Here is a 23,443-nt window from a genome sequence, read left to right on the forward strand (position 1 = left end):
CGAAGTCGGGTCAACAGATCCGGGGCAGTTGTTCGCCCACCGGCAGGTCGACCACCCTCGAGGCGCCGAACGCCGTGGTGGTCGCCACCAGGCCAGGGTGGTCCTCGACGACCTCGCCGATCACACACGCGCCCAGGCCCGCGGGGTGCGCACGCATCGCCTCGAGCACCAGGTCGGCAGCCGAGCGGGGCACGAACGCCAGCAGCTTGCCCTCGTTGGCGACCTGCAGCGGATCGAGCCCGAGGAAGGCGCACGCGTTGGAGACCACCTCGGGGATCGGCAGCCGGCCCTCGTCGAGCCGGACGCCGACCTTGGACGCGCGGGCGATCTCGTTGAGCGACGTCGCGACGCCTCCCCGGGTGGGGTCACGAAGCACGTGGATGTCCCGGTGCGCTGCGAGCATCTCGGCCACCAGGCCGTTGAGCGGCTGGGTGTCGCTCTCGATGTCGGTGCCGAACTGCAACCCCTCGCGGACGCTCATGATGGCGACGCCGTGCACGCCGATGTCGCCGCTGACGATGACCACGTCACCCGGCTCGGCTCGGTCCGGCCGGACGTCCACGCCCTCCGGGACCACGCCGAGGCCGGCCGTGCTCACGTAGACACCGTCGCCGTGGCCCGACTCGACCACCTTGGTGTCGCCCGTGACGACGCGTACGCCGGCCTGCCGGGCGGCCTCCCCGAGCCGCTGCGCCACGGCACCGACCTGGGCGACGTCCGTGCCCTCTTCGAGGATGAAGGCCGCCGACAGGAAGATTGCCTGGGCGCCGCTCATCGCCAGGTCGTTGACCGTGCCGTTGACCGCCAGCTCGCCGATCGAGCCGCCAGGGAAGAACAGCGGCCGCACCACGAACGTGTCGGTGGAGAAGGCGATGCGACCCCCCAGCAGCTCCAGCACCGCCGAGTCCCCGAGCTGCCGGAGGGTGTCGTCCGCGAACGCCGGCAGGAACAGGTGGTCCACGAGCTCCGAGGACATCTGGCCGCCCCCGCCGTGGCCCATCACGATCGTCGGGCTGTTGCGCAACGGCAGCGGGCAGGTCCAGCCATCGAAGCGTGGCTGGCCGGTGAGCTCGAGGTCCTCAGCCAACCGGGGTCACCTCCCGTGGCCCTGTCCCGGGGAGGTGCATCCTCCGGTAGAGGTAGTACGCCGCGCAGGCACCCTCGCTGGAGACCATCGTGGCGCCGAGCGGGTTGCGTGGGGTGCACTCCTTGCCGAACGCCGCACACTCGTGCGGCTTGATCAGTCCCTGCAGCACCTCCCCGCTCCGGCAGAGAGCCGACTCCTTCGTCCGGATGTCCCCGACGGAGAAGCGGTGCTCGGCGTCGAACGCGCGGTAGCGCTCCGAGAGCCGCCAGCCGCTCTGCGGGATCATCCCGATCCCGCGCCAGGACCGGTCCACCACCTCGTAGACGTCCTCGAGCATCTTCTGGGCCACCGGGTTGCCCCCGGCCGCGACGGCTCGCGGGTAGGCGTTCTCGACCTCGTGCCGACCTTCCTCGAGCTGGTGCACCACCCGGCGGATGCCCTCGAGGATGTCGAGCGGCTCGAAGCCGGTGACCACGATCGGCACGGCGAAGCGCTCCGCGAGCGGTGGGTACTCGCCGAGGCCCATCACCGTGCACACGTGCCCGGCCGCCAGGAACGCCTGCACCCGGCACGCCGGCGACGTCATGATCGCCTCGATCGCCGGAGGCACGCGCACGTGGCTGACCAGCAGGCTGAAGTTCTCGACGCCGAGCTTCTCGGCCTGGTAGACCGTCATGGCGTTCGGCGGCGCCGTGGTCTCGAAGCCGATCCCGAAGAACACCACCTGCCTGTCCGGGTTGGCCCGTGCGAGCTCGAGGGCGTCGAGCGGGGAGTACACGACGCGGACGTCGCCCCCCGCGCTCTTGACCTGGAACAGGTCTCTCCCGCTGCCGGGCACTCGCAGCATGTCGCCGAAGGAGCAGAAGATCACCTCGGGTCGGGAGGCGATCTCCAGTGCCTTGTCGATGACGTCGAGGGGCGTGACGCAGACCGGGCAGCCGGGACCGTGGATCAGCTCGATGCCGTCGGGCAGCAGCTGGTCGAGCCCGTGGCGGATGATCGAGTGGGTCTGGCCGCCGCAGACCTCCATCATCGCCCAGGGGTGCTTGGCCGTGGCGTGGATGTCGTCGAGCAGGCGCTTGGCCAGCTCGGGGTCCCGGAACTCGTCGAGATACCTCACTGCTCCGCTCCTTCGTGGGTTGGTGCGTCGCCCCGACCGGGTTCGAGGTCGGGCCGAGGGAGGCCGGCCTGGTCGGCGGCCATGCCCCAGTGGTCGCCGAACTCGGCGTTCAGCTCACCGAGCTGACGGAAGAGCTCGAGGGTCTCCAGTGCCGACTCCTCGTCCAGGCGCTGCAGGGCGAAGCCGACGTGCACGATCGTGTACTCACCCACCTGCAGGTCGGGCACGTACTCGAGGCAGACCTCCTTGGTCACCCCGCCGAAGTCCACGCGCGCGAACCGGGTCCCATCGCGCTCCTCGATCTCCAGGACCTGTCCTGGCACGGCAAGGCACATCACGTCTCCTGTTCGAGGGGGGAGGGATGGTCACGAAGGCGGTGGGCCAGGACGGCGAGCTGGCCGAGGGCGATCCCGGCGTCACTGGCCGGGACCACGTGGTGGGTCAACACGTCGAAGCCGTCGGTCCCGAGCCTCGCCGAGCACTGCGCCGTGAGGTAGGCGTTGAGGAAGCAGCCGCCACTCAGCGTCACGGTGGCGATGCTCGTCTCCTCGCGCAGGCGACGCACCGTGGCGACGACGAGGTCGACGACCGCCTGCTGGAAGCGAGCGGCCACCATCCCCCGCTCGACTCCCGCGCCAACGTCGTCGACGACTGCCGCCACGACCGGCCCCGGATCGAGAGGGTCCCCCTCGGTCCCGAACCGGTAGCCGTCGACGGTGCCCCACGGCCTCGCCGCGGCCTCCAGCTCCATCGCCGCCTGGGCGTCGTACTCCGCCCGGTGGCAGATCCCGGTCAGCGACGCCACGGCGTCGTACAGCCGGCCCATGCTCGATGTCGGCACGCACCGCAGTCCGGTGGCGAGCTGCCGGTCGAGCAGCCCGAGCTCGGTCTCGTCACACGCCCGCACGCTGGGCACGGACGGGTCCCAGGGGACGCCGGCGCGCCGCAGGTGGGACAGCGCCATCCGGCACGGGTTGCGCACGCCGGCGTCGCCGCCGGGCAGGTCGACGTACGCGACGTGGGCGGCCCGCGCGAAGCCGCCGTAGTCGGCGATCAGGAACTCCCCGCCCCACGATGCTCCGTCGTCGCCGTAGCCGGTCCCGTCGAACGCGACGCCGATCACCCGCCGTCCGTCGGGCAGGCCGTGCTCGGCCATCGTCGAGGCGACGTGGGCATGGTGGTGCTGGACCTCGACCAGGTCGGACGCCGGGAAGTGGTCGAGAGCCCAGCGACGGGAGCGGTACGACGGGTGGCGGTCGGTCGCGACCATCCGCGGCGCGACTCCCGTCAGCATCGACAGGTGCTCGACGGCGACGCCGAAGGCGGACTGCGTGGCCAGGTCGTCCATGTCACCGATGTGGCCCGACATCCAGGCCAACCGGCCGTCCGCCAGGCAGAAGGCGTTCTTCACGTCGCCGCCGACGGCCAGCGCAGGTGGAGCCTCGAACGGCAGCGTGATGGGCAGCGGCGCCTGCCCGCGGGAGCGACGCACCGGTGCCTCGCTCTCGTCGAAGGCCCGGGTCACCGAGTCGTCGCACGGCACGTGGATGGGCCGGTCGTGGGTGAGCCACGCGTCGGCGAGCCCGCTCAGCCGCCGGCGCGCCTCGTCGTCGTCGGTGACGATCGGCTCGCCGGTGAGGTTGCCGCTGCTCATCACGAGAGCGGCCGGGCCCGGCTCGTCGCCGGGCAGGCCCAGCAACAGATGGTGCAACGGCGAGTAGGCAAGCATCACGCCGAGGTCGGCCTGGCCGGGTGCGACGGCTCCGAGCACCACACCGACAGATGCACCGGGCCGGGCCTTCGCCAGCACGACCGGCCGGGCCCGGCCGGTGAGCAGGGCCACCTCCACGGGCGTGGCCTCGACGAGGGTGAGGGCGTCGTCGATGGTCGGCACCATCACCGCGAACGGCTTGTCTCCGCGCTGCTTGCGCTTGCGCAGCATCGACACCGCCACGGGGTTGGTCGCGTCGCAGGCCACGTGGTACCCGCCGATGCCCTTGACCGCGACCACCGCACCGTCGAGCACCAGCGACCGTGCCTCGGCGAGCGCGGCCTCGCCGTACGACGTCTCCCGGCTCGGCGCCTCGAGCCGCAGTCGCGGACCGCACCCGGGGCAGCAGATCGTCTGGGCATGGAAACGCCGGTCGGCCGGGTCGGCGTACTCGGTCGCGCAGGCCTCGCACATCGGGAAGCCCGCCATCGTGGTCGCCGGCCGGTCGTACGGCAAGCCGGTGGTGATCGTGTATCGCGGCCCGCAGTTGGTGCAGGTGAGGAACGGATGTCGGTAACGGCGGTTGGCCGGGTCCCTGAGGTCGGCCAGGCAGTCGTCGCAGACGGTGACGTCCGGGGAGACGAACGTGCGGCCGGTCGTCGGCTCCGACGCCGCGATACAGAACTCCGTGCCACCGCGCGGCTCGACTTCCGCGACCTCGACCGCGCTGACGACCGCGAGAGGCGGGGCGTCGGTGGCGACCCGGCGTGCGAACTCCTCGACATCGGCCGAGTCGCCCTCGACCTCGGCAACCACGCCCCCGTCGGTGTTCCAGACCGCCCCGACGAGATGCAACGACCTGGCTAGCGCGTAGGCATGCGGTCGGAACCCGACGCCCTGCACCACGCCGCGCACGACGACGCGTCGGCGTACCGGATCAGGCGAGGACGTCTCGGCCGCCGGCATCGCATCGGGCGCGAAAGGTCGGAGTGGGATTCGGCCAATGTACGGCTCGCCGACTCCGCGGGCTACCGACCAGGTGGACTCGGGACCTTGGTCCTCAATTGTCCCGGTGATGGTCGGGCCTCTTCCCGGGACGTGCAGTAGGCCACAGACTCGAACCGTGGTCGCCAACCCAGTCGTCGATCCTGCTGCGGGTGTCGCCCCGGGCGACGACCGGACCGTGGACCTGACGGGGCTTCAGACCCTCATCGACGTGCTTGCGGGACGCGGCTACGCCGTGCTCGGGCCGGTGGTCAAGGACGGTTCGATCGACTACGGACCTGTCCGCAAGGTCTCCGACCTGCCGGTCGGCTGGGGCGACGAGCAGGCTCCTGGGTCCTACCGGCTGCGACGCCGCGACGACGACATGATCTTCGGCTACGCCAACGGTGCCCAGTCGGTGAAGCCGGTGTTCTTCCCTGCGAGCGAGGTGATCTGGCGCGGGCTTCGCGATGCCGAGGGGGCCGTGGTGCCCCGGCGTGAGCAGCACGACGAGGGCCCCTACGCCGTGGTCGGCGTCCGCTCGTGCGACCTGCACGCGCTCGGTATCCACGACACGGTGCTGCTGGGCCGGCGGTTCGCGGACGCGTCGTACGCCGTCCGGCGCGCCGACGCCTTCGTCGTGGCGGTGAGCTGCAGCGACCCGGCCGGGACGTGCTTCTGCGTCTCGATGGGCACCGGTCCGCGGCCGACCGCCGGACGCGGCGCACCCTTCGACCTGGCCATGACCGAGCTCCTCGACGCGACCGGCCACCGCTTCCTGCTGGAGGCCGCGTCCGAGCGTGGTGTCGAGGTGCTCCGCGAGGTGGGCGGCCGGATCGCCGACGAACGCGACCGGTCCGATGCGGCGTCGGTGACCGAGTCGGCCGTCGGGCGGATGGGACGCTGGCTCGACACGGAGGGACTCAAGGACCTGCTCTACGCCAGCGCCGACAGCCCGATGTGGGACGAGGTCGCCGACCGCTGCCTCTCGTGCCAGAACTGCACGATGGTGTGTCCTACCTGCTTCTGCACCGACGTCGAGGACGTCTCCGACCTCGCCGGCGACTCGATGCAGCGTGAGCGGGTCTGGGACTCCTGTTTCGACTCCCAGCACTCCTACCTCCACGGCGGCTCGGTCCGCCGGACCACGAAGGCGCGCTACCGGCAGTGGATGACGCACAAGCTCGGCTCCTGGATCGACCAGTTCGGTACCTCGGGGTGCGTCGGCTGCGGTCGCTGCATCGCATGGTGCCCTGCCGGCATCGACATCACCGAGCAGGCCGCGGTGCTGCGGGAGGAGTCCTGACCCATGCGGACCATCGCCGAGGACCTGCCCGGCCACCCGTTCTTCGCGGGCCTGGACTCCGACGCCCTGGCGCTGCTGGCGGGCTGCGCCGTCAACATGCACGCCCGGCCCGGGGAGTACCTCTTCCGCGAGGGCGAACCGGCCGACTCGTTCTTCGTCATCCGCGAGGGCAGGGTGGCGCTGGAGATGCGGCTGCCGACGGGTGCGGCCGTCCTCGACACGGCCGAGCAGGGCGAGGTGCTCGGCTGGTCCTGGCTCGTGCCGCCGTACCGCTGGACGTTCGACGGTCGCGCCGTCGATCACGTCCGTGCGGTGCGGTTCGACGGAGGCTGCCTCAGGGAGAAGTGCGCGGCCGACCCCGACCTCGGCTACGCGTTCCTTCAGCGGATCGTGCAGGTGATGTCGCAGCGTCTGCACTCCGCCCGGGTCCGGCTCCTCGACCTCTACGGCGCGTCGTGAACGCCGCGCTCGCGACCAGCTCGCAGCGTGTGGTCGTGGAGGACCCGATGGTGCCGCGGTCCTTCGTCGTGACGCGGACCCGTCAGGACACTCGCGACACCGCCACGCTCTGGCTGACGGCCATGGACGGGGCGCCGCTCGCGTTCGAGCCAGGGCAGTTCACGATGCTCCAGGCCTACGGGGTCGGCGAGGTGCCGGTGTCCATCAGTGGCGACCCGGCCGACGACGGCGTGCTCCAGCACACCATCCGCGACGTCGGCTCGGTCTCGCACGCGCTGGCCACCGCCGAGACCGGTGCCCGCCTGGGCGTGCGCGGTCCGTTCGGTGTCGGCTGGGACGTCGGGACCGCTCGCGGTCGTGACGTGGTGATCGTCGCCGGCGGCATCGGGCTGGCCCCGCTGCGGCCCGCGGTGCTCGAGATCTGTGCCAACCGGGCTGCCTACGGCGAGGTCACCCTGCTGTACGGCGCGCGCACGCCGGCCGAGCGGCTGTTCACCGACGAGCTACCACGCTGGGCGGCCGAGCACGGCGTCGCCGTACACGTCACCGTCGACCGAAGCGACGACTCGTGGCGAGGTCCGGTTGGGCTGGTGACCGGCCTGGTCGACCGGGTCGTCTTCCGCCCCGAGCTCGCCACGGTGCTCGTCTGCGGACCGGAAGTGATGATGCGGCACACGGCGGCGGCTTTCCTCGACCGCGGGGTCGCGCCGGCCGACGTCCGGGTGTCCATGGAGCGCAACATGAAGTGCGGGATCGGGCTGTGCGGCCACTGTCAGCTGCGCGAGCTGTTCATCTGTCAGGACGGCCCGGTCCTGGGCTACGGCCTGGTTGCCTCGCTCCTCACCCAGGCGGAGCTCTGAGATGGCCGCCGTGACCAAGAGTCGGCGTCCGACGCTCGCGGTGTGGAAGTTCGCCTCGTGCGACGGGTGCCAGCTCCAGCTGCTCAACTGCGAGGACGAGCTCATCCCCTTGTCCGGCGCGGTGGAGATCGCCTACTTCCCCGAGGCCACCCGCGCAGTCGTCGAGGGCCCGTACGACGTGTCGCTGGTCGAGGGCTCGATCACCACGCCCGAGGACCTCGAACGCATCCAGCAGGTCCGTGAGATGTCCGGTCGCCTGATCACCATCGGGGCCTGCGCCACTACTGGTGGCATCCAGGCGCTGCGCAACTTCGCCGACGTCGCGGAGTTCCGCTCGGTCGTCTACGCCCACCCCGAGTACGTCTCGACGCTCGAGCGGTCCACGGGCATCGCCGAGCACGTCCGCGTCGACTTCGAGCTGCGCGGCTGCCCCATCGACAAGAACCAGCTGCTGGAGGTGCTGGCCGCCGAGCTGCAGGGCCGCCGGCCACGGGTCGCGACCCACAGCGTGTGCGTCGAGTGCAAGGCCCGCGGCAACGTCTGCGTCACGATCGCCCACGGAACGCCCTGTCTCGGCCCCGTGACCCAGGCGGGTTGCGGTGCCCTGTGCCCCACGTTCGCCCGGGGTTGCTACGGATGCTTCGGGCCGCAGGACTCGCCCAACACGGCCTCGATGGCCCAGGTGCTGAGCCGGCACGGCATGGACGAGCCCCAGATCGTGCGTCTCTACCGCACCTTCCACGCCGCGGCCGAGGCCTTCCGCGAGGAGAGCGAGCGCCACGAGGCGCCGGCAGGAACCCCACGGAGGACGTCATGACCCACCGACTCACCGACGGAGGCCGGGTGCTGCGCGTCGGCAGCCTGGCGCGCGTCGAGGGCGAGGGTGCGATGCACATCTCCTACCGCGACGGTGAGGTCGAGGACGTCCAGCTGCGCATCTACGAGCCGCCGCGCTTCTACGAGGCCTTCCTGCGCGGTCGGTCCTACACCGAGCCTCCGGACATCACCGCCCGGATCTGCGGGATCTGCCCGGTCGCCTACCAGACCAGCGCCTGCTGGGCGGTGGAGCAGGCCTGTGGCGTCACCGTCTCGGACGAGGTTCGCGAGATGCGCCGGCTCCTCTACTGCGGCGAGTGGATCGAGAGCCACGCGCTGCACGTGTTCCTTCTGCACGCACCCGACTTCCTCGGCTACGACGGTGCGATCGAGATGGCGGCCGACCACCCGGACGTCGTGCAGCGCGGGCTGCGGCTGAAGAAGGCCGGCAACGAGCTGATGACGGTGGTCGGAGGCCGATCGGTGCACCCGGTCAACGTGCGGGTGGGCGGCTTCTACCGTTGGCCCGACGCGGCGCGGATGCGCGGCCTGCTGCCCGTGCTCGAAGGCGCCCTCGCGGACGCGGTGGCCACGGTGAGCCTGGTGGCCGGCTTCGACGTGCCCGACTTCGAGCAGCCATACGAGTACCTCTCCCTGCGAGCCGAGACCGGCTACCCCATCGAGGCCGGGACAGTCGTGACGTCGTTGGGCAACGACTTCGCGGTCGAGGAGTTCCCCGAACGCATCGTCGAGCACCATGTCGCGCACAGCAACGCCCTGCACGCCACGGTGAGCTGGGACGACGCGCCGTACGTCGTGGGTCCGCTGGCGCGCTACGCCTTGAACTCCGACCGGCTCTCGCCGACCGCGAAGGAGGCCGCGGCGGCCGCCGGACTCGGCGACGAGTGCCGCAACCCGTTCCGCTCCATCGTGGTCCGCGCCGTGGAGCTCGTCGAGGCGCTCTCGGAGTCCATCCGCATCATCGAGGGCTGGCGTGGTGATGCTCCGTCGTACGTCGAGGTGCCGCCGCGAGCCGGCGTCGGCTGCGGCGCCTCGGAGGCACCGCGGGGTGTGCTGTTCCATCGATACGCGCTCGATCGCTCCGGGCTGATCACCGACGCGAGGATCGTGCCGCCCACCTCGCAGAACCAGGCGGCCGTCGAAGCCGACCTCCGGACGATGGCGGCCGACTGGGCCGACCTGGACGACCACGCGCTGCAGCACGTGTGCGAGCAGGCGATCCGCAACTACGACCCGTGCATCTCGTGTGCCACCCACTTCCTCGACCTGACCGTGGACAGGGCGTGATCCTGCCTCTCGTCATCGGCCTGGGGCGCGTGGACCGGGGTGACGACGCCATCGGCCCCGAGGTGGCACGGACCGTGGCCGAACGCTGCGGACCGGAGGTCGAGGTGGTCGAGTCCGATCAGCCGGCCGACCTCATGCACCTCTGGGCGGGCCGGGCGCTCGTCGTGGTCGTCGACGCGGTGCGCTCCGGCGCTCCGCCGGGCACGATCCAGGTCCTCCACCTCGGCGCAGGCAAGGCCGGCCCGATGCAGGACGGCTGGCGCTCATCCGGCCAGGGCGGCACGCATGCCCTGGGCATCGACACCGTCGTCGGCCTGGCCGGCGTCATGGGCACCCTTCCGCCGAGTCTCGTGCTCGTCTGCGTCGAGGGCTCGACCTTCGTGCACGGGGCGGCGATGTCGAGCTCGGTCGCCGGAGCGGTGGAGGCGACGGTCGCCGAGATCATGGCGGTGCTCCCAGGAGGCGGTGCGTGAGTGTTGGTTCCGACGACGCGAACCCACACTCACGCACCGCCACCCACTCCAGGCGTGCACGTCCCGGGCGGCGGCGATCGCGCGCAGCAGGTCGTGGGCGGCGACGGCGACGGGGTTCTGCCCCCGTCGGGAGGCCAGCTCCACCAACGCCCAGAGGTCCGCGCGGCGGGCCAGGTCGAGGGCGTGGGGCTCGTCGTACGCCGCCACGACGGCCTCCACCCAGGCCGGCTGCCGCTCGAACCGGACCGCGTTGCCGGGGTCGGTCCAGGGACTGCCGGCGTGCGCGAACTCCCAGTCGAGGAGCGCGGCCACGCTGAGCGAGGACGGGTCGACGACGAGGTTCTTCGGGTTCAGGTCGCTGTGCACCAGGCTGAACCGCCCGACGGCCGCGAGCCGCGCCTCCGCCTCCTCGGCGAGCGCCCGCAGGCCGTCGACCTCCGACGCCGACCAGTGCGACCACCCGGCGGCATGGGACGAGACCCACTCGGGCAGCGTCCCGGTGAACGGTTCGACCGTCCGGTCCTCGTCCACGAACACGCCGGACGTCGGCAGCTCGACCGACGCCAGCAGCGCGCCGATCCGGCCGACGTCGGCGCCGAGCCGAGCCAGGTCGTCGTCGGACAGGGTCGGCACCAGCAGGTCGCCGCGGACGCCCGCGACGTACGCCGTGACCAGCCGCCCAGGGGCCACGTCCAGCACCTCGGGCACCGGCACGATCCGGGCCGCCCGGCGCAGGACGGCGGCGTCGACGACGGGCACGTGCCCCTCGTCGTACCGGCGCACCACCACCCGCCGGCCGTCGGATGCGGTGGCGAGGAACGTCTGCCCCGACCAGCCACCCTCGAGCGGGGTCAGCTCGCCGAGGTCCACCGGACGAACCTAGGGCACCCGCAGGGCCTCGATCGGGCTGACCCGGATGGCCCGGCGGGCAGGGGGCCTCGCCGAGGCGAGCACGAGGAGCACCCCGGCGACCGCGATCACGGCGAGGATGCCCCAGGGCAGCCCCCACACGAAGCCGTCCGTCTGCGAGCCGACCAGCGACTGCGCCCCGACCGAACCGAACACCAGACCGAGCGCCATCCCCAGGGCGACGGCGGTGCCCGAGAGCGCGGCTGCCTCGAGCGTGATCATCCGGCGGACCTGGTGCCGCGTCAGGCCGAGGGTCCGCAGCAGGCCGATCTCACGGCGGCGCTGGATGACGGTCAGCGACATCGTGCTCACGAACCCGACCGCGGAGATCACCGAGGAGATCACCACGATCGCCACCGTGATGGCGGTCGTCGTGGTGAGGACCTGGTGGGTCTGCACCTGCTGCTCCGGCGAGAGTCCCTCCCACGAGTCGACGGAGCGCTGCAGCGCGCGCAGCCCCGACGCGAAGGTCGTGACCAGGGTGACCCCGACGACCAGCCCCATCGTCGAGCGCGTCGTGCGGAGCGGGTCGAGCACCGCGTTGCGGCCGGCCACCCGGGCGACCGGACCGCCACCGAGCAGCCGTCCCGAGGCCCGGACCAGGCCCGGGATCACGAACCGTGCCCCGACCAGCAGCCCCGTGCCTGCCGTCACCGACCCGGCGAACGCGACGATGAGACCGGCCGCCGTGCTGCCCTCTCCCAGAGCCATCGCCAGCACGAGCAGCAGCGCGCCGCCTGCCAGGAGCAGGACCGCGACCACGACCCGCAGCACCGACATACGCCGGTGGAGCGGCACCGCGACCGCGGAGTCGGTCAGCGCCCCCGCCGGTGACGCCCGCAGGATGCGACGCGACCCCACCCATCCCGCCAGGGCGCACGCCGGCGCCATCGTGAGGACGGGCAGGACCAGGAGCGGGGTGACCACCGGGTACTCGACGTCGGGCATCGTGCCGCGCGACACCAGCAGGACCCGGAAGGCGTCGGCGACGACGGTGCCGAGGACGGTGCCGACCTGGGCGCCGGCGATGCCGGTCAGGGTGGTGCCCCGGATCACGGCCGTGCGGAGCGAGCGACCGCGAGCGCCCAGCAAGCGCAGGAGCGCGATCTGCGGCAGCCGGCCGGCGAGCACGGTGTCGACCGCGTTGACGATGACGATCGCCGCGACGTACACCGCGATGCCGATGAAGACCGTGGCGACCACCCCGAGCAGCGCGGCCATCGCGTCGCCGGGCTCGCGGGCGGTCGCCGACAGGATGACGGCGGTCATGATCAGGACCGCGGCGTACGCGCCGCACAACCCCGACACCAGGCCCACCGTCCCGAGCTCGCGAGGGGAGCCGAGCACCAGACCACGCGACGTCACGCCGCGACCTCGAAGGAGATGAGCAGGTCCGCGATCTGCTGGGGCGCCATCGGGCCGTGGTCGCCCACGATCCGGCCGTCGGCGATGACGAGGATGCGGTCGGCGTACGACGCGGCGACCGGGTCGTGGCTCACCATCGCGATCGTCTGGTGGTACTCCCGGGCAGCGGTCCGCAGCAGGCTGAGGACCTCGCGCGACGACCGGGTGTCCAGGTTGCCGGTCGGCTCGTCGGCCACCACGATCTGCGGGCGCGAGGCCAGTGCGCGGGCGATGGCAACGCGCTGCTGCTGCCCGCCGGACAGCTCGCCGGGCCGGTGCGTGGCCCGGTCGGCCAGGCCGAGGCTGTGCATCAGGGTGTCGACCCACGAGCGTTCGTCGCCCGAGAGCCGGCGGCCGGCGAGCTCGAACGGCAGCAGCACGTTCTCCTGCGCCGTCAGCGTCGGCACCAGGTTGAACGCCTGGAAGACGAAGCCGACGTGGGTACGTCGCAGCAGCGTGCGGGCGTCGTCGTCCAGGGCGTGGACCGGCTGGCCGGCGACCCACACCTCGCCCGAGGTCGGGTCGTCGAGCCCGGCGGCGAGGTTCATGAACGTGGACTTGCCGGAGCCCGAGGGCCCCATCACCGCGGTGAACTGTCCGGGCTCGATGTCGACGGTCACGGCGTCGAGCGCGCGGACCTGGCCGGCGCCCTCGCCGTAGGTCTTGGTCACGTCGCGGAAGGCGACGATGGGTGCTCCTGAGGTCATGCCTCGACGCTAGGAAGCGACCGGCCTCAGCACATCCGGCGCAGGTGGTCACCCGGCGTACATCTCGAGAGGTACGCCGTCAGACCAGCCCGTGCTCGTAGGCGTAGACGACGAGCTGGACCCGGTCGCGCAGGCCGAGCTTCGCCAGGATCCGGGAGACGTGGGTCTTCACGGTGCCCTCGGCCAGCACCTCGACCGCGGCGATCTCGGCGTTGGAGAGGCCCTGCGCGGCGCGCAGCAGGATCTCCCGCTCGCGCTCGGTGAGGGCGTCGTACTCCGGACCCGGCGTCTGGGTCGGCCGGGCCCGGAACCGCTCCCACAGGGCACGGGTGGCTCCGGCCGCCACCACCTGGTTGCCTGCGGCGACGGCGCGCACCGACGCCAGCAGGAACTCCGGCTCGGCGCCCTTCAGCACGAACCCGCTCGCCCCCGCCTCGATGGCCGACGCCGCCGCCTCGTCGTGGTCGAAGGTCGTGAGCACGAGGATCCTCGGAGCCTGCTCGCCGTACGCCGCCACGAGGTCGCGGGTCGCGGTCACCCCGTCGACGGTGCTCATCCGCACGTCCATCAGCACCACGTCCGGCCGGCACCGCTCGACCAGGCCGACGACGTCGGCACCGTCGCCGGCTTCGCCGACGACCTCGAGGTCGGGCTGCGAGCCGACGAGCATGGCGATGCCCGCCCGGAACAGCGTCTGGTCGTCGACCAGCGCGACGCGGATGGTCATCGCGTCCCCGCGGGTACGTGCGCCTCGACGACCCACTGGTCGCCCCGCCGCTCGGCGGTGAGGGTCCCGCCGACGACCGCGACCCGCTCGGCCATGCCGAGGAGCCCGTGGCCCTGGCCCTGCAGGTCTTCCGTGGCGACGGCGTTGGCGACCCGCAGCCGGTAGCCGTCGCGCCAGTCCTCCGCGACCTCGACCGGCCGCGTGAGGTCGCCGTGCTTGAGGGCGTTGGTCAGCGACTCCGTGAGCACGCGCCGGGCGGTCATCGCGAGGAGACCTTCCGCGACCGGGTCGCCGTGCCGTTCGACACGCAGGTCCATGCCGGACGCGTGCATCCGGGCCACCAGCGCGTCGGGCTTCTCGAAGGCGAGCTCGTCGGCGCCGCCTGGTTCGCGCAAGCGGGCCAGCAGGACCCGTACGTCGTCCATGGCCGAGCGCGCCGTGTCGCCGATCACCGCGAGCGCCTCCTGGGCCCGGCCGGGGTCGGTGCCCGCGACGTACCTCGCCCCGTCCGCCTGCGCGGCCACCACCGCCCACGAGTGGGCGACCAGGTCGTGCATGTCGGCCGCGATCCGCGCTCGCTCCTGCTCCTGCTCGTAGAGGTCACTCAGCCGGCGTCGCTCGACCGACTGGACCGTCGCGTCCGCCCGGGCCTGCACGGCCTGCCGGCGCTGCCACCGCAGGTACCCGACGGCCCACGACCCCAGCACCAGCACCGCCGTCGGCGCGGCCAGCGCGAGCGTGCTCGTGAGGTGTCCGTCGGTCGGCTGGTCCCCGCCGACCTGCGACCACGCCCACGTGCCCGCGACCATGACGGCGACGACGGCGCACACCAGGCCGAGCCGCCGCAGGCGGGGGTCGCGGTGCCCGCCCAGGGTCGCGAACAACGGCGCATACGCCAGGCAGGCGACGAAGGCGATGTGGCCGCTGACGAGCTGGGCGAGCGACGCGAGCACGGCGACCGCCACCATCACGAGTGGCGCCACGCGGCGTACGGCGAGCGCGACCCCCAGCAGCACGGCGGCAGGCCACGTCCAGGAGAGCAGCAGCAGCTGGACGAGCCCGACCACCACCGCGAACGCGGCACCCGCGGCGACGTCGGCGAGCACCGCCCGGCGGCCGGGCCCGTGCGCGTCACCCCACAGGTCGGCCACGACGGTCACGGGCCGAGTATGGCCGCCGGTCGGGCAAGGACAGCTCCACAGGGGTGCGCGGAGGATGTCCGGAAGCCGCCGATGGCGGTGTCCGTTTCCCGCCAGATAGTGTCGGTGACGGCAGGCAGGATGGAGCCATGACACCGACCAGGCTCGACCCCGAGGTCTGCTACCGCGCGGTGAGCTCCCGGGACCGGCGCTTCGACGGCATGTTCTACACCGCGGTGCGCACGACCGGCATCTACTGCCGTCCGTCGTGCCCGGCCCGCACGCCGGCGGCCCGCAACGTCGAGTTCCACCCGACGGCGGCGGCCGCCCAGGCCGCGGGCTTCCGGGCCTGCAAGCGGTGCCTGCCCGACGCGACGCCGGGCAGCCCCGAGTGGGACGTGGCGGCCGACGTCGCCGGCCGCGCGATGCGGCTGATCTCCGACGGTGTCGTGGACCGCGACGGCGTGGACGGCCTGGCCGCCCGCGTCGGCTACACGCCGCGACACCTCGGCCGGCTGCTCACCGCGGAGCTCGGCGCCGGGCCGCTGGCCCTGGCCCGTGCCCGCCGCGCGCAGACCGCGCGGGTGCTCATCGAGACCACCGACCTCCAGTTCGCCGAGATCGCGTTCGCGGCGGGGTTCGCGAGCATCCGCCAGTTCAACGAGACGATCCGCGAGGTCTACGCCTTGTCGCCCACCGAGCTGCGTGGCCGCCGAGGCGGCCTGCCGTCGACGGGGACCGTGTCGATGCGGCTGGCCGTCCGCACGCCGTACGCCGGTCGCGACCTCCTCGCCTTCCTCGCCCTGCGCGCGGTGCCGGGCGTCGAGACGGCCGGCGACGGGTGGTACGCCCGGACCCTCGGCCTGCCGCACGGCACGGGCACCGTCCGGCTCGAGATCGACGACCACGACCGGGCCGGCGAGACGGCGTTCGTCACGGCGACCTTCGCCCTCGACGACCTGCGCGACACGGCAGCGGGAGTGGAGCGCGTACGCCGCCTGCTCGACGCCGACTGCGACCCGGTCGCCGTCGACCAGGTGCTGGGCGCGGACCCGCTCCTCGCGCCGGTGGTCGCCGCCCGGCCCGGGCTGCGCGTGCCGGGTCACGTCGACGGCAACGAGATCGCCGTCCGTGCCGTGCTCGGCCAGCAGGTCACCGTCGGTGCCGCCCGCACCATCGCCGCGCGGCTGACGGCCGAGCTCGGCAAGCCGGTGGCGCGACCCGACGGCGGGCTGACGCACCTCTTCCCGGACGTGGCGACCCTCGCGTCGCTCGACCCCGAGGACCTGCCGATGCCGCGCTCGCGGGGCCGCGCGCTGGTCGCGCTCTGCCGGGCACTCGCCGAGGGCGACGTGGTCCTCGACCGCGGCGCCGGCCGCGACGAGACCCGGCAGGCCCTGCTGGCGATCCCGGGCATCGGCCCGTGGACGGCCGACTACATCGCGTTGCGGGCGCTGGGCGACCCCGACGTCTTCCTCCCCGCCGACATCGGCACCCGCGACGCGCTCGTGGCCCTCGGCCGCGACCCGTCGACCGCCGCCGGCCTCGCCGAGGCCTGGCGACCCTGGCGCTCCTACGCCCAGGTCCACCTGTGGCGAACCCTCAGCCCCAGCCTCACCACCAGCACCCAGGAGAAGTGACATGTACACCGTGATGGACAGCCCCGTCGGCGACCTCCGCATCGTCGAGCGCGACGGCGCGATCAGCGCGATCGAGTTCTCGCCGTTCCGCGACCACGACGGGCGACCGCGGGGGGCCCGCCAGGACGACCACCCGCTCCTGGTCGAAGCAGTGACCCAGCTGCGCGCGTACTTCGCCCGCGAGCTCAAGGAGTTCGACCTCCCGCTCGCCCCGGACGGCAGCGCGTTCCAGACGGCCGTCTGGGACCAGCTGCAGAAGATCGCCTACGGCGACACCGCGTCGTACGGCGAGATCGCCCACCGCCTCGGCCGCTCCAACGCCGCCTCCCGGGCCGTCGGTCTCGCCAACGGCTCGAACCCGATCCCGATCGTCATCCCGTGCCACCGGGTCATCGGCGCCAACGGCACGCTGACCGGGTACGCCGGCGGGCTCGAGCGCAAGCAGGCCTTGCTCGAGCTCGAGCAGGACGCGCTGTTTTGAGCCGGGCTGGGGGTGCCAGAAATCGCGCGATCGCGCGGAAACTGCAGGTTCTCCGCCGCGGAGTCTGCTGTAACCGCGCGATCGCGCGATTATCAGCACCCCAGGCGACCTACTCCGCCGCCGCCCGGCGCAGCGACTCCGACAGCCGCTCGGCGGCGGCCAGCACAGCAGGGGCGTGCATGCGGCCGGGCTGGCGGGAGAGGCGCTCGAGGGGGCCGCTCACCGACACCGCGGCGATCACCTTGCCGCCGGGGGACTTGATGGGGGCGGACACCGAGGCCACGCCCTGCTCGCGCTCGCCGACCGACTGCGCCCAGCCGCGCCGGCGGATGCCGGACAGGGCGGCTGCGGAGAAGGCGGCGTTCTGCAGGCCGCGGTGCATGCGCTCCGGGTCCTCCCACGCGAGCAGGATCTGCGCGGCCGAGCCGGCCCGCATGGTCAGCTGCGAGCCGACCGGGATCGTGTCCCGCAGGCCCGAGGGGCGCTCGGCAGCCGCCACGCAGACGCGGTAGTCGCCTTGGCGCCGCCACAGCTGCGCGGACTCGCCGGTGATGTCGCGCAGCCGCGCCAGCACCGGGCCGGCGGTGGCCAGGAGGCGGTCCTCGCCGGCGGCGGCGGACAGCTCGGACAGACGCGGTCCCAGCACGAACCGGCCCTGCATGTCGCGCGCCACCAACCGGTGGTGCTCGAGGGCCACGGCGAGCCGGTGCGCGGTGGGTCGGGCCAGGCCGGTGGCGGTCACCAGACCGGCCAGCGTGGCCGGGCCCGACTCCAGGGCCGTGAGCACCAGGGCGGCCTTGTCGAGAACGCCGACGCCGCTCGAGTTGTCCATATGGCAATACTGCCGTCTCAGATAATGGATTGGCAAGTCTAGGATGTGGACACACTGCGACGAGTCGCAAAGGAGCAACTCATGGGCAAGACCCTGGCCGAGAAGGTCTGGGACGAGCACGTCGTCCGCCGGGCCGACGGCGAGCCGGACCTCCTGTTCATCGACCTCCACCTCATCCACGAGGTGACGTCTCCGCAGGCCTTCGACGGCCTGCGTCTCGCCGGCCGGACCGTACGCCGCCCCGACCTCACGCTGGCGACCGAGGACCACAACGTCCCGACCCTGGACTGGGACAAGCCGATCGCCGACCCGGTCAGTCGTACCCAGGTGGAGACGCTGCGCCGCAACGCCGAGGAGTTCGGCATCCGGCTGCACTCACTCGGCGACCTCGACCAGGGCATCGTGCACATCATCGGCCCGCAGCTCGGCCTCACCCAGCCCGGCCTGACGATCGTGTGCGGCGACTCGCACACCAGCACCCACGGCGCGTTCGGCGCGCTCGCGTTCGGCATCGGCACCAGCGAGGTCGAGCACGTGCTCGCGACGCAGACGCTGCCGCAGGCGCGCCCGAAGACGATGGCCGTCAACGTCACCGGCGAGCTGTCCGAGGGCGTCACCGCCAAGGACCTGGTGCTCGCGCTCATCGCGCAGACCGGCACGGGCGGCGGCCAGGGGTACGTCGTGGAGTACCGCGGTCCCGCCATCGAGGCGCTCTCGATGGAGGCCCGGATGACGATCTGCAACATGAGCATCGAGTGGGGTGCGAAGGCGGGGCTGATCGCGCCCGACCAGACGACGTTCGACTACCTCGAGGGCCGCAAGGAAGCACCGAAGGGCGAGGACTGGGACGCCGCCGTCGCCTACTGGCGCACCCTCGTCACCGACGACGACGCCACCTTCGACCGGGAGATCGAGCTCGACGCGAGCGCGGTCACGCCGTTCGTCACCTGGGGCACCAACCCCGGCCAGGGCGTACCCCTGGCCGCGGCCGTGCCGTCGCCGCAGGACTTCGACGACGACACCGACCGCATCGCCGCGGAGAAGGCCCTGGAGTACATGGGGCTCCAGGCCGGCACGCCGATGCGCGACATCAAGGTGGACACGGTCTTCATCGGCTCGTGCACCAACGGTCGCATCGAGGACCTGCGCGCCGCCGCCGCGATCATGCAGGGCCGGCAGGTCGACGAGAACACCCGCCTGCTCGTCGTACCCGGCTCGGCACGGGTCCGCCTGCAGGCCGAGGACGAGGGTCTCGACGTGATCTTCAAGGAGGCCGGCGCCGAGTGGCGCGGTGCGGGGTGCTCGATGTGCCTGGGCATGAACCCCGACCAGCTCGCGCCGGGGGAGCGGAGCGCGTCCACCTCGAACCGCAACTTCGAAGGTCGTCAGGGCAAGGGCGGCCGCACACACCTCGTGTCGGTGCCCGTCGCAGCCGCCACCGCGATCCGCGGGACGCTCTCGTCGCCGGCGGACCTCGACACGGACGGGAAGGGCTGAGGTCATGGACAAGTTCTCGACCCACACCGGCATCGGCGTCCCGCTGCGTCGCAACAACGTCGACACCGACCAGATCATCCCGGCCGTCTACCTCAAGCGCGTCACGCGTGACGGCTTCGAGGACGGGCTGTTCGCGGCTTGGCGCAACGACCCGTCGTTCGTGCTCAACCGCAAGCCGTACGACGAGGGCTCGGTGCTCGTCGCCGGCCCGGACTTCGGCACCGGCTCGTCGCGCGAGCATGCCGTCTGGGCCTTGCAGAACTACGGGTTCCGCGTCGTGATCTCGCCGCGGTTCGGCGACATCTTCCGGGGCAACTCGGGCAAGGCCGGCCTGCTCGCGGCGCAGGTCGACGACAAGGTCGTCGGCCGGCTGTGGGACCTGCTCGAGTCGCAGCCGGGCACGACGATCACCGTCGACCTCGAGTCGAGGACGGTCCGCGCCGGCGAGGGCGAGGACGCGATCGAGGACTCCTTCGACATCGACGACTACACGCGCTGGCGGCTGCTCGAGGGCCTCGACGACATCGGCATCACGCTCTCCCACGAGGACGAGATCGCGGCGTACGAGTCGCGCCGTCCGGGCTTCAAACCCGCCACGTTGTAGGGCTTTCGGCCCTCTGGAGGCCGAAAACCCCTGTGTTGAGGGCCAAACGGGCATATTTCACCGCGAAACACCGGCGTGGCGATTGTCACCTGACCGTGGTTTACCTAGCGTGCGTTGGTGAAAGTCGAGCATCGGCTCGGCCCCATTGGTTCATTGGAAGGGAAGCTTGTGAACAAGTCACAGCTCATCGACGCGCTCGCCGCGCGTTACGAGGGGAACCGGAAGGCGGCGCAGCAGGCGCTGGAGTCCGTTCTCGACACCATCACGCGCGAGGTCGCCCGCGGCGAGAAGGTCGCCATCACCGGCTTCGGCTCGTTCGAGAAGCGCGTGCGTGAGGCCCGCTGGGTCCGCAACCCCCAGACCGGGGCCCGCATCAAGGCCAAGAAGACCGCGGTGCCGAAGTTCACCGCAGGTGCCGACCTGAAGAACGTCGTGTCGGGCGCCAAGAAGCTGCCGAAGATCGCGGCGACCAAGGTGGCCGCTGCGGCTCCGGCCAAGAAGACGGCGACCAAGGCGGCAGCGCCGGCCAAGAAGACGGCCACCAAGACCACGTCGAAGGCCACGTCGTCGGCGAAGAAGGCGGCGCCGGCGAAGAAGGTGGCTCCGGCCAAGAAGACCACGGCGAAGAAGGCGGCTCCGGCCAAGAAGACCGCGGCTAAGACCACGTCGGCGGCCAAGAAGACCACGGCTCCGGCCAAGAAGGCCGCCGCCAAGAAGGCTCCGGCCAAGAAGGCTCCGGCCAAGAAGGCGCCCGCGAAGAAGGCCGCCAAGAAGTCCTGACGCACCACCCTTCCTGAGGGCGGGCCGCCGAGAGGCGGTGCCGCCCTCAGGCTATTTCGGCCAGCACCTTCGCGGTGTGCCCGCCGACGCCGAGGGCGTACGCCGCCGCGAGGTCGTCGGCGTCGTCGACGTCGAGGCGCAGTGACTGCAGGTCACCCGCGACCGGCCACGCGCCACCGTCGGCGTGGTGCACCGCGGAGCTCGGCCCGAACCTGGGCGCGAACTCCTCGGGCGGTGCGGTGTAGAGCGTCGTGCCCTGGCCGGACGTGTCCGCGACGTACCTCGGCCGGCCGGGCTCCTGGGTCAGCGCGGCGTCGAGGTCCTCCGGGGTCAGGCACGGCAGGTCGGCACAGAGCGCGACCGGGACGAGGCCGGGCCAGCGGCGCTCGGCCTCCGCGGAGGCGAGCGCCAGGCTGGCGTTGAGGTCTCCGGACACCCCGTCCGGCATCGCCTCGCACCCCATCGCCGACAGGCTCCTCGCGAACGACGCGTCGTCGGTGACGGCGAGGATGCGGGCGACCGACGCGGCGGCCAGGCAGGCGGTGACGGTGTCCATCGCGAACGCCGCCGCGAGCACGTCGCGGGGCAGCTCGCCCAGACGCGTCTTGCCGCGTCCGGGCGGCTTCACCGGCAGCAGCACGACGTACGAGGGATTCATCGCGACGATCCTTCCAGGCAGCGCTTTCACGCCATCGGCTGGCCCGTCGCACCGAGTAGCCTTCGCGCGTGACCGTCCGCGACCTGCAGCAGCCCCGTGGCTGGGCGTACAACCTGGCCGTGCCCGTCGTGAAACCTGCCCTGCTGGCGACCACCAAGCGCACGTGGAAGGGCGGCGAGAACATCCCCGCGACCGGCGGTTGCATCGTGGTGTTCAACCACATCTCGCACCTGGACCCGCTGACGGCCGCGCACTTCCTCTACGACCACGGCCGGCTGCCGAGGTACCTCGCGAAGTCCGGGCTCTTCAAGAACAAGGCGCTCGGGAAGTTCCTGCGCGGCGCCGGCCAGATCCCCGTCGAACGGCTCAGCCGCAACGCCAAGGGCGCGTACGACGCCGCCGTCGCCGCGGTCCGTGCCGGCGAGTGCGTCGTGGTCTACCCCGAGGGCACGCTGACGCGCGACCCGGACCTCTGGCCGATGACCGGCAAGTCCGGCGCTGCGCGCATCGCTCTGGAGACCGGCTGCCCGGTGATCCCCGTCGGCCAGTGGGGTGCGCACGAGCTGCTGCCGCCGTACACCAAGACGCCGCACCCGTTCCCGCGCAAGCACATCCAGATGACAGCAGGTCCCCCGGTGCCGCTGGACGACCTCGTCGCCCTGCCGAGGACCCAGCAGGTGATCAACGCCGCGACCGACCGGATCATGGCCGCCGTCACCGAGCTCGTCGAGCAGATCCGCGGCGAGCAGGCGCCGGCCGTGCGGTTCGACCCGCGCAAGGCCGGCGTGAAGCTCACCGGCGACCCGCGCAAACAGGACAAGTCGTGAACCCCGACCACAAGGTGGCCGTCTTCGGGGCCGGATCGTGGGGCACGGCGTTCTCGATCGTGCTGGCCGATGCCGGCAACCAGGTCACGCTGTGGGCGCGGCGCGAGGAGGTCGCCAAGGCCATCAGCGAGACGCGCGAGAACCCCGACTACCTCCCCGGCATCCTGCTGCCCGAGCACGTCACGGCCACCCACGACCCCGAGCAGGCCGCGGCCGGCGCCGACATCGTCGTGCTCGCCGTACCGTCGCAGACCCTGCGCGCGAACCTCGAGGACTGGGCCTCGGTCCTGCCCGACCGTTCGGTGCTGGTGTCGCTGATGAAGGGCGTCGAGCTCGGCACCCTCCAGCGGATGAGCGAGGTGATCGCCGAGGTCACCGGCGCCGGTCCCGAGCGGATCGCGGTGATCAGCGGGCCCAACCTGTCCAAGGAGATCGCGCGCCGCGAGCCTGCTGCGTCGGTCGTGGCGTGCACCGAGGAGTCGGTCGCGCGGATGGTGCAGGACCGCGTGCACGGCTCGATGTTCCGGCCCTACACGTCGGTCGACGTGGTCGGCTGCGAGATCGGCGGCGCCTACAAGAACGTCGTCGGCATCGCCGTCGGGATGGCCGTCGGACTCGGGTTCGGCGACAACACCACCGCGTCCCTCATCACGCGCGGCCTGGCCGAGACCGCCCGCCTGGCCCGCGCCTTCGACGCGAACCCGATGACGCTGATGGGTCTGGCAGGACTGGGCGACCTGGTCGCCACCTGCTCCTCGCCGCTGTCGCGCAACCGCTCCTTCGGCGAGAAGCTCGGCAAGGGCATGACCGTCGAGGAGATCTACGCCTCGACCCGCCAGGTCGCCGAGGGCGCCAAGTCGTGCGCCTCCATCCACGCGCTGGCGCAGCGCGAGGGTGTCTACGTCCCGATCGCCGAGGCCATCGACGCCGTCGTCGCCGGCAGGATGACCGCCGCCGACACGATGGAGTCCTTCATCGCCCGGGACACCAAGGCCGAGACGGACTGACGTCCATGCTGGTCGAGCCGCCGTGAGGGACGAGCGGCGTGTCGAGACCGCTGCACCTGACTGGGTCTCGACACGCTCCGTTGCGCCTTCGCAAGCTCAGGCGCAGT

The 23,443-nt window shown here is 72.1% G+C and carries 23 protein-coding genes and 1 pseudogene; 13 read left to right on the forward strand and 11 right to left on the reverse strand.

From position 1 onward, the window contains the following. Positions 1-10 precede the first annotated feature (10 nt). From hypE to hypF, 4 genes are read right to left on the reverse strand one after another with little or no spacing between them, the layout of a single operon-like run. Positions 11-1,087 (reverse strand): hydrogenase expression/formation protein HypE, encoded by a 1,077-nt coding sequence (gene hypE / locus ISU07_RS08310; protein ID WP_228521506.1) that lies wholly within the window; start codon positions 1,085-1,087, stop codon positions 11-13. Continuing rightward, positions 1,080-2,207 carry a hydrogenase formation protein HypD gene (hypD, locus tag ISU07_RS08315; RefSeq protein ID WP_194706305.1) on the reverse strand — a complete coding sequence of 376 codons (1,128 nt, stop codon included), beginning with the start codon at positions 2,205-2,207 and terminating at the stop codon, positions 1,080-1,082. The genes hypE and hypD overlap by 8 nt, the downstream gene beginning before the upstream one ends. Next, on the reverse strand, positions 2,204-2,530 hold the full coding sequence (locus tag ISU07_RS08320; RefSeq protein ID WP_323742497.1) for a HypC/HybG/HupF family hydrogenase formation chaperone: 327 nt from the start codon (positions 2,528-2,530) through the stop codon (positions 2,204-2,206). The genes hypD and ISU07_RS08320 overlap by 4 nt, the downstream gene beginning before the upstream one ends. An 11-nt stretch (positions 2,531-2,541) precedes the next feature. Further along, the gene (hypF, locus tag ISU07_RS08325) at positions 2,542-4,884 is read right to left on the reverse strand and encodes a carbamoyltransferase HypF (RefSeq protein WP_194706307.1); all 2,343 of its coding nucleotides are present in this window, start codon (positions 4,882-4,884) and stop codon (positions 2,542-2,544) included. 157 nt (positions 4,885-5,041) lie between these two features. Here hypF and ISU07_RS24735 point away from each other — a divergent pair, with 157 nt between their 5' ends. From ISU07_RS24735 to ISU07_RS25050, 6 genes are all read left to right on the forward strand, one after another. Next, the gene (locus ISU07_RS24735) at positions 5,042-6,208 is read left to right on the forward strand and encodes a 4Fe-4S dicluster domain-containing protein (RefSeq protein WP_323742498.1); all 1,167 of its coding nucleotides are present in this window, start codon (positions 5,042-5,044) and stop codon (positions 6,206-6,208) included. Positions 6,209-6,211: 3 nt separating this feature from the next. Next, complete coding sequence (locus tag ISU07_RS08335) at positions 6,212-6,667, forward strand: cyclic nucleotide-binding domain-containing protein (RefSeq protein ID WP_194706308.1); 456 nt, start codon at positions 6,212-6,214, stop codon at positions 6,665-6,667. A 35-nt stretch (positions 6,668-6,702) separates the two neighbouring features. Then, positions 6,703-7,527 carry an FAD/NAD(P)-binding protein gene (locus tag ISU07_RS08340; protein WP_323742499.1) on the forward strand — a complete coding sequence of 275 codons (825 nt, stop codon included), beginning with the start codon at positions 6,703-6,705 and terminating at the stop codon, positions 7,525-7,527. 10 nt (positions 7,528-7,537) lie between these two features. Then, positions 7,538-8,344: an NADH-quinone oxidoreductase subunit B family protein gene (locus tag ISU07_RS08345; protein ID WP_323742500.1), complete on the forward strand. Its 807-nt coding sequence runs from the start codon at positions 7,538-7,540 to the stop codon at positions 8,342-8,344. Next, positions 8,341-9,651 (forward strand): Ni/Fe hydrogenase subunit alpha, encoded by a 1,311-nt coding sequence (locus ISU07_RS08350; RefSeq protein WP_194706310.1) that lies wholly within the window; start codon positions 8,341-8,343, stop codon positions 9,649-9,651. The genes ISU07_RS08345 and ISU07_RS08350 overlap by 4 nt, the downstream gene beginning before the upstream one ends. 62 nt (positions 9,652-9,713) lie before the next feature. Further along, entirely contained in the window at positions 9,714-10,124 is a 411-nt protein-coding gene (locus ISU07_RS25050; protein ID WP_407671396.1) for a hydrogenase maturation protease, read from the forward strand. A 189-nt stretch (positions 10,125-10,313) separates the two neighbouring features. On the opposite strand, the pseudogene ISU07_RS25055 reads toward ISU07_RS25050, so the two are convergent. From ISU07_RS25055 to ISU07_RS08380, 5 genes and pseudogenes are all read right to left on the reverse strand, one after another. Next, a pseudogene (locus ISU07_RS25055) lies at positions 10,314-10,994 on the reverse strand (phosphotransferase family protein); the annotation flags it as partial. A gap of 9 nt (positions 10,995-11,003) precedes the next feature. Beyond that, positions 11,004-12,398 carry an ABC transporter permease gene (locus ISU07_RS24740; RefSeq protein ID WP_194706312.1) on the reverse strand — a complete coding sequence of 465 codons (1,395 nt, stop codon included), beginning with the start codon at positions 12,396-12,398 and terminating at the stop codon, positions 11,004-11,006. Continuing rightward, the gene (locus tag ISU07_RS08370) at positions 12,395-13,144 is read right to left on the reverse strand and encodes an ABC transporter ATP-binding protein (RefSeq protein WP_194706313.1); all 750 of its coding nucleotides are present in this window, start codon (positions 13,142-13,144) and stop codon (positions 12,395-12,397) included. The genes ISU07_RS24740 and ISU07_RS08370 overlap by 4 nt, the downstream gene beginning before the upstream one ends. Positions 13,145-13,223: 79 nt before the next feature. Continuing rightward, a complete protein-coding gene (locus ISU07_RS08375) occupies positions 13,224-13,871 on the reverse strand; it encodes a response regulator (RefSeq protein WP_194706314.1) in 648 nt (215 codons plus the stop codon). After that, positions 13,868-15,031 carry a sensor histidine kinase gene (locus ISU07_RS08380; protein WP_194706315.1) on the reverse strand — a complete coding sequence of 388 codons (1,164 nt, stop codon included), beginning with the start codon at positions 15,029-15,031 and terminating at the stop codon, positions 13,868-13,870. The genes ISU07_RS08375 and ISU07_RS08380 overlap by 4 nt, the downstream gene beginning before the upstream one ends. Before the next feature lie 128 nt (positions 15,032-15,159). Here ISU07_RS08380 and ISU07_RS08385 point away from each other — a divergent pair, with 128 nt between their 5' ends. Together ISU07_RS08385 and ISU07_RS08390 are read left to right on the forward strand one after the other, a co-directional pair. Beyond that, positions 15,160-16,650: a DNA-3-methyladenine glycosylase 2 gene (locus ISU07_RS08385; protein WP_194706316.1), complete on the forward strand. Its 1,491-nt coding sequence runs from the start codon at positions 15,160-15,162 to the stop codon at positions 16,648-16,650. A gap of 1 nt (position 16,651) precedes the next feature. Next, positions 16,652-17,131: a methylated-DNA--[protein]-cysteine S-methyltransferase gene (locus tag ISU07_RS08390; protein ID WP_194706317.1), complete on the forward strand. Its 480-nt coding sequence runs from the start codon at positions 16,652-16,654 to the stop codon at positions 17,129-17,131. 109 nt (positions 17,132-17,240) lie between these two features. On the opposite strand, the gene ISU07_RS08395 is transcribed toward ISU07_RS08390, so the two are convergent. Further along, the gene (locus tag ISU07_RS08395; protein WP_194706318.1) at positions 17,241-17,963 is read right to left on the reverse strand and encodes an IclR family transcriptional regulator; all 723 of its coding nucleotides are present in this window, start codon (positions 17,961-17,963) and stop codon (positions 17,241-17,243) included. Positions 17,964-18,044: 81 nt separating this feature from the next. Between ISU07_RS08395 and leuC the strand changes: the two genes are divergently transcribed. The 3 genes from leuC (at position 18,045) to ISU07_RS08410 (ending at position 20,844) form a co-directional block, all read left to right on the forward strand. Beyond that, positions 18,045-19,460, forward strand: a complete 1,416-nt coding sequence (gene leuC, locus ISU07_RS08400) for a 3-isopropylmalate dehydratase large subunit (RefSeq protein WP_194706319.1) — start codon at positions 18,045-18,047, stop codon at positions 19,458-19,460. Between the two features lie 4 nt (positions 19,461-19,464). Continuing rightward, positions 19,465-20,064, forward strand: coding sequence for a 3-isopropylmalate dehydratase small subunit (leuD, locus tag ISU07_RS08405; RefSeq protein ID WP_194706320.1), 600 nt, complete (start codon positions 19,465-19,467; stop codon positions 20,062-20,064). Positions 20,065-20,232: 168 nt separating this feature from the next. After that, positions 20,233-20,844, forward strand: a complete 612-nt coding sequence (locus ISU07_RS08410) for an HU family DNA-binding protein (protein ID WP_194706321.1) — start codon at positions 20,233-20,235, stop codon at positions 20,842-20,844. A 46-nt stretch (positions 20,845-20,890) separates the two neighbouring features. On the opposite strand, the gene cofC is transcribed toward ISU07_RS08410, so the two are convergent. Beyond that, positions 20,891-21,502: a 2-phospho-L-lactate guanylyltransferase gene (gene cofC, locus ISU07_RS08415; protein WP_228521507.1), complete on the reverse strand. Its 612-nt coding sequence runs from the start codon at positions 21,500-21,502 to the stop codon at positions 20,891-20,893. A 68-nt stretch (positions 21,503-21,570) separates the two neighbouring features. Between cofC and ISU07_RS08420 the strand changes: the two genes are divergently transcribed. Both ISU07_RS08420 and ISU07_RS08425 read left to right on the forward strand, forming a co-directional pair. Beyond that, a complete protein-coding gene (locus ISU07_RS08420; RefSeq protein WP_194706322.1) occupies positions 21,571-22,329 on the forward strand; it encodes a lysophospholipid acyltransferase family protein in 759 nt (252 codons plus the stop codon). Beyond that, positions 22,326-23,336: an NAD(P)H-dependent glycerol-3-phosphate dehydrogenase gene (locus ISU07_RS08425; protein WP_194706323.1), complete on the forward strand. Its 1,011-nt coding sequence runs from the start codon at positions 22,326-22,328 to the stop codon at positions 23,334-23,336. The genes ISU07_RS08420 and ISU07_RS08425 overlap by 4 nt, the downstream gene beginning before the upstream one ends. Positions 23,337-23,443 lie beyond the last annotated feature (107 nt).

This window comes from Nocardioides islandensis (assembly GCF_015352455.1).
Classification (GTDB): Bacteria; Actinomycetota; Actinomycetes; order Propionibacteriales; family Nocardioidaceae; genus Nocardioides; species Nocardioides islandensis.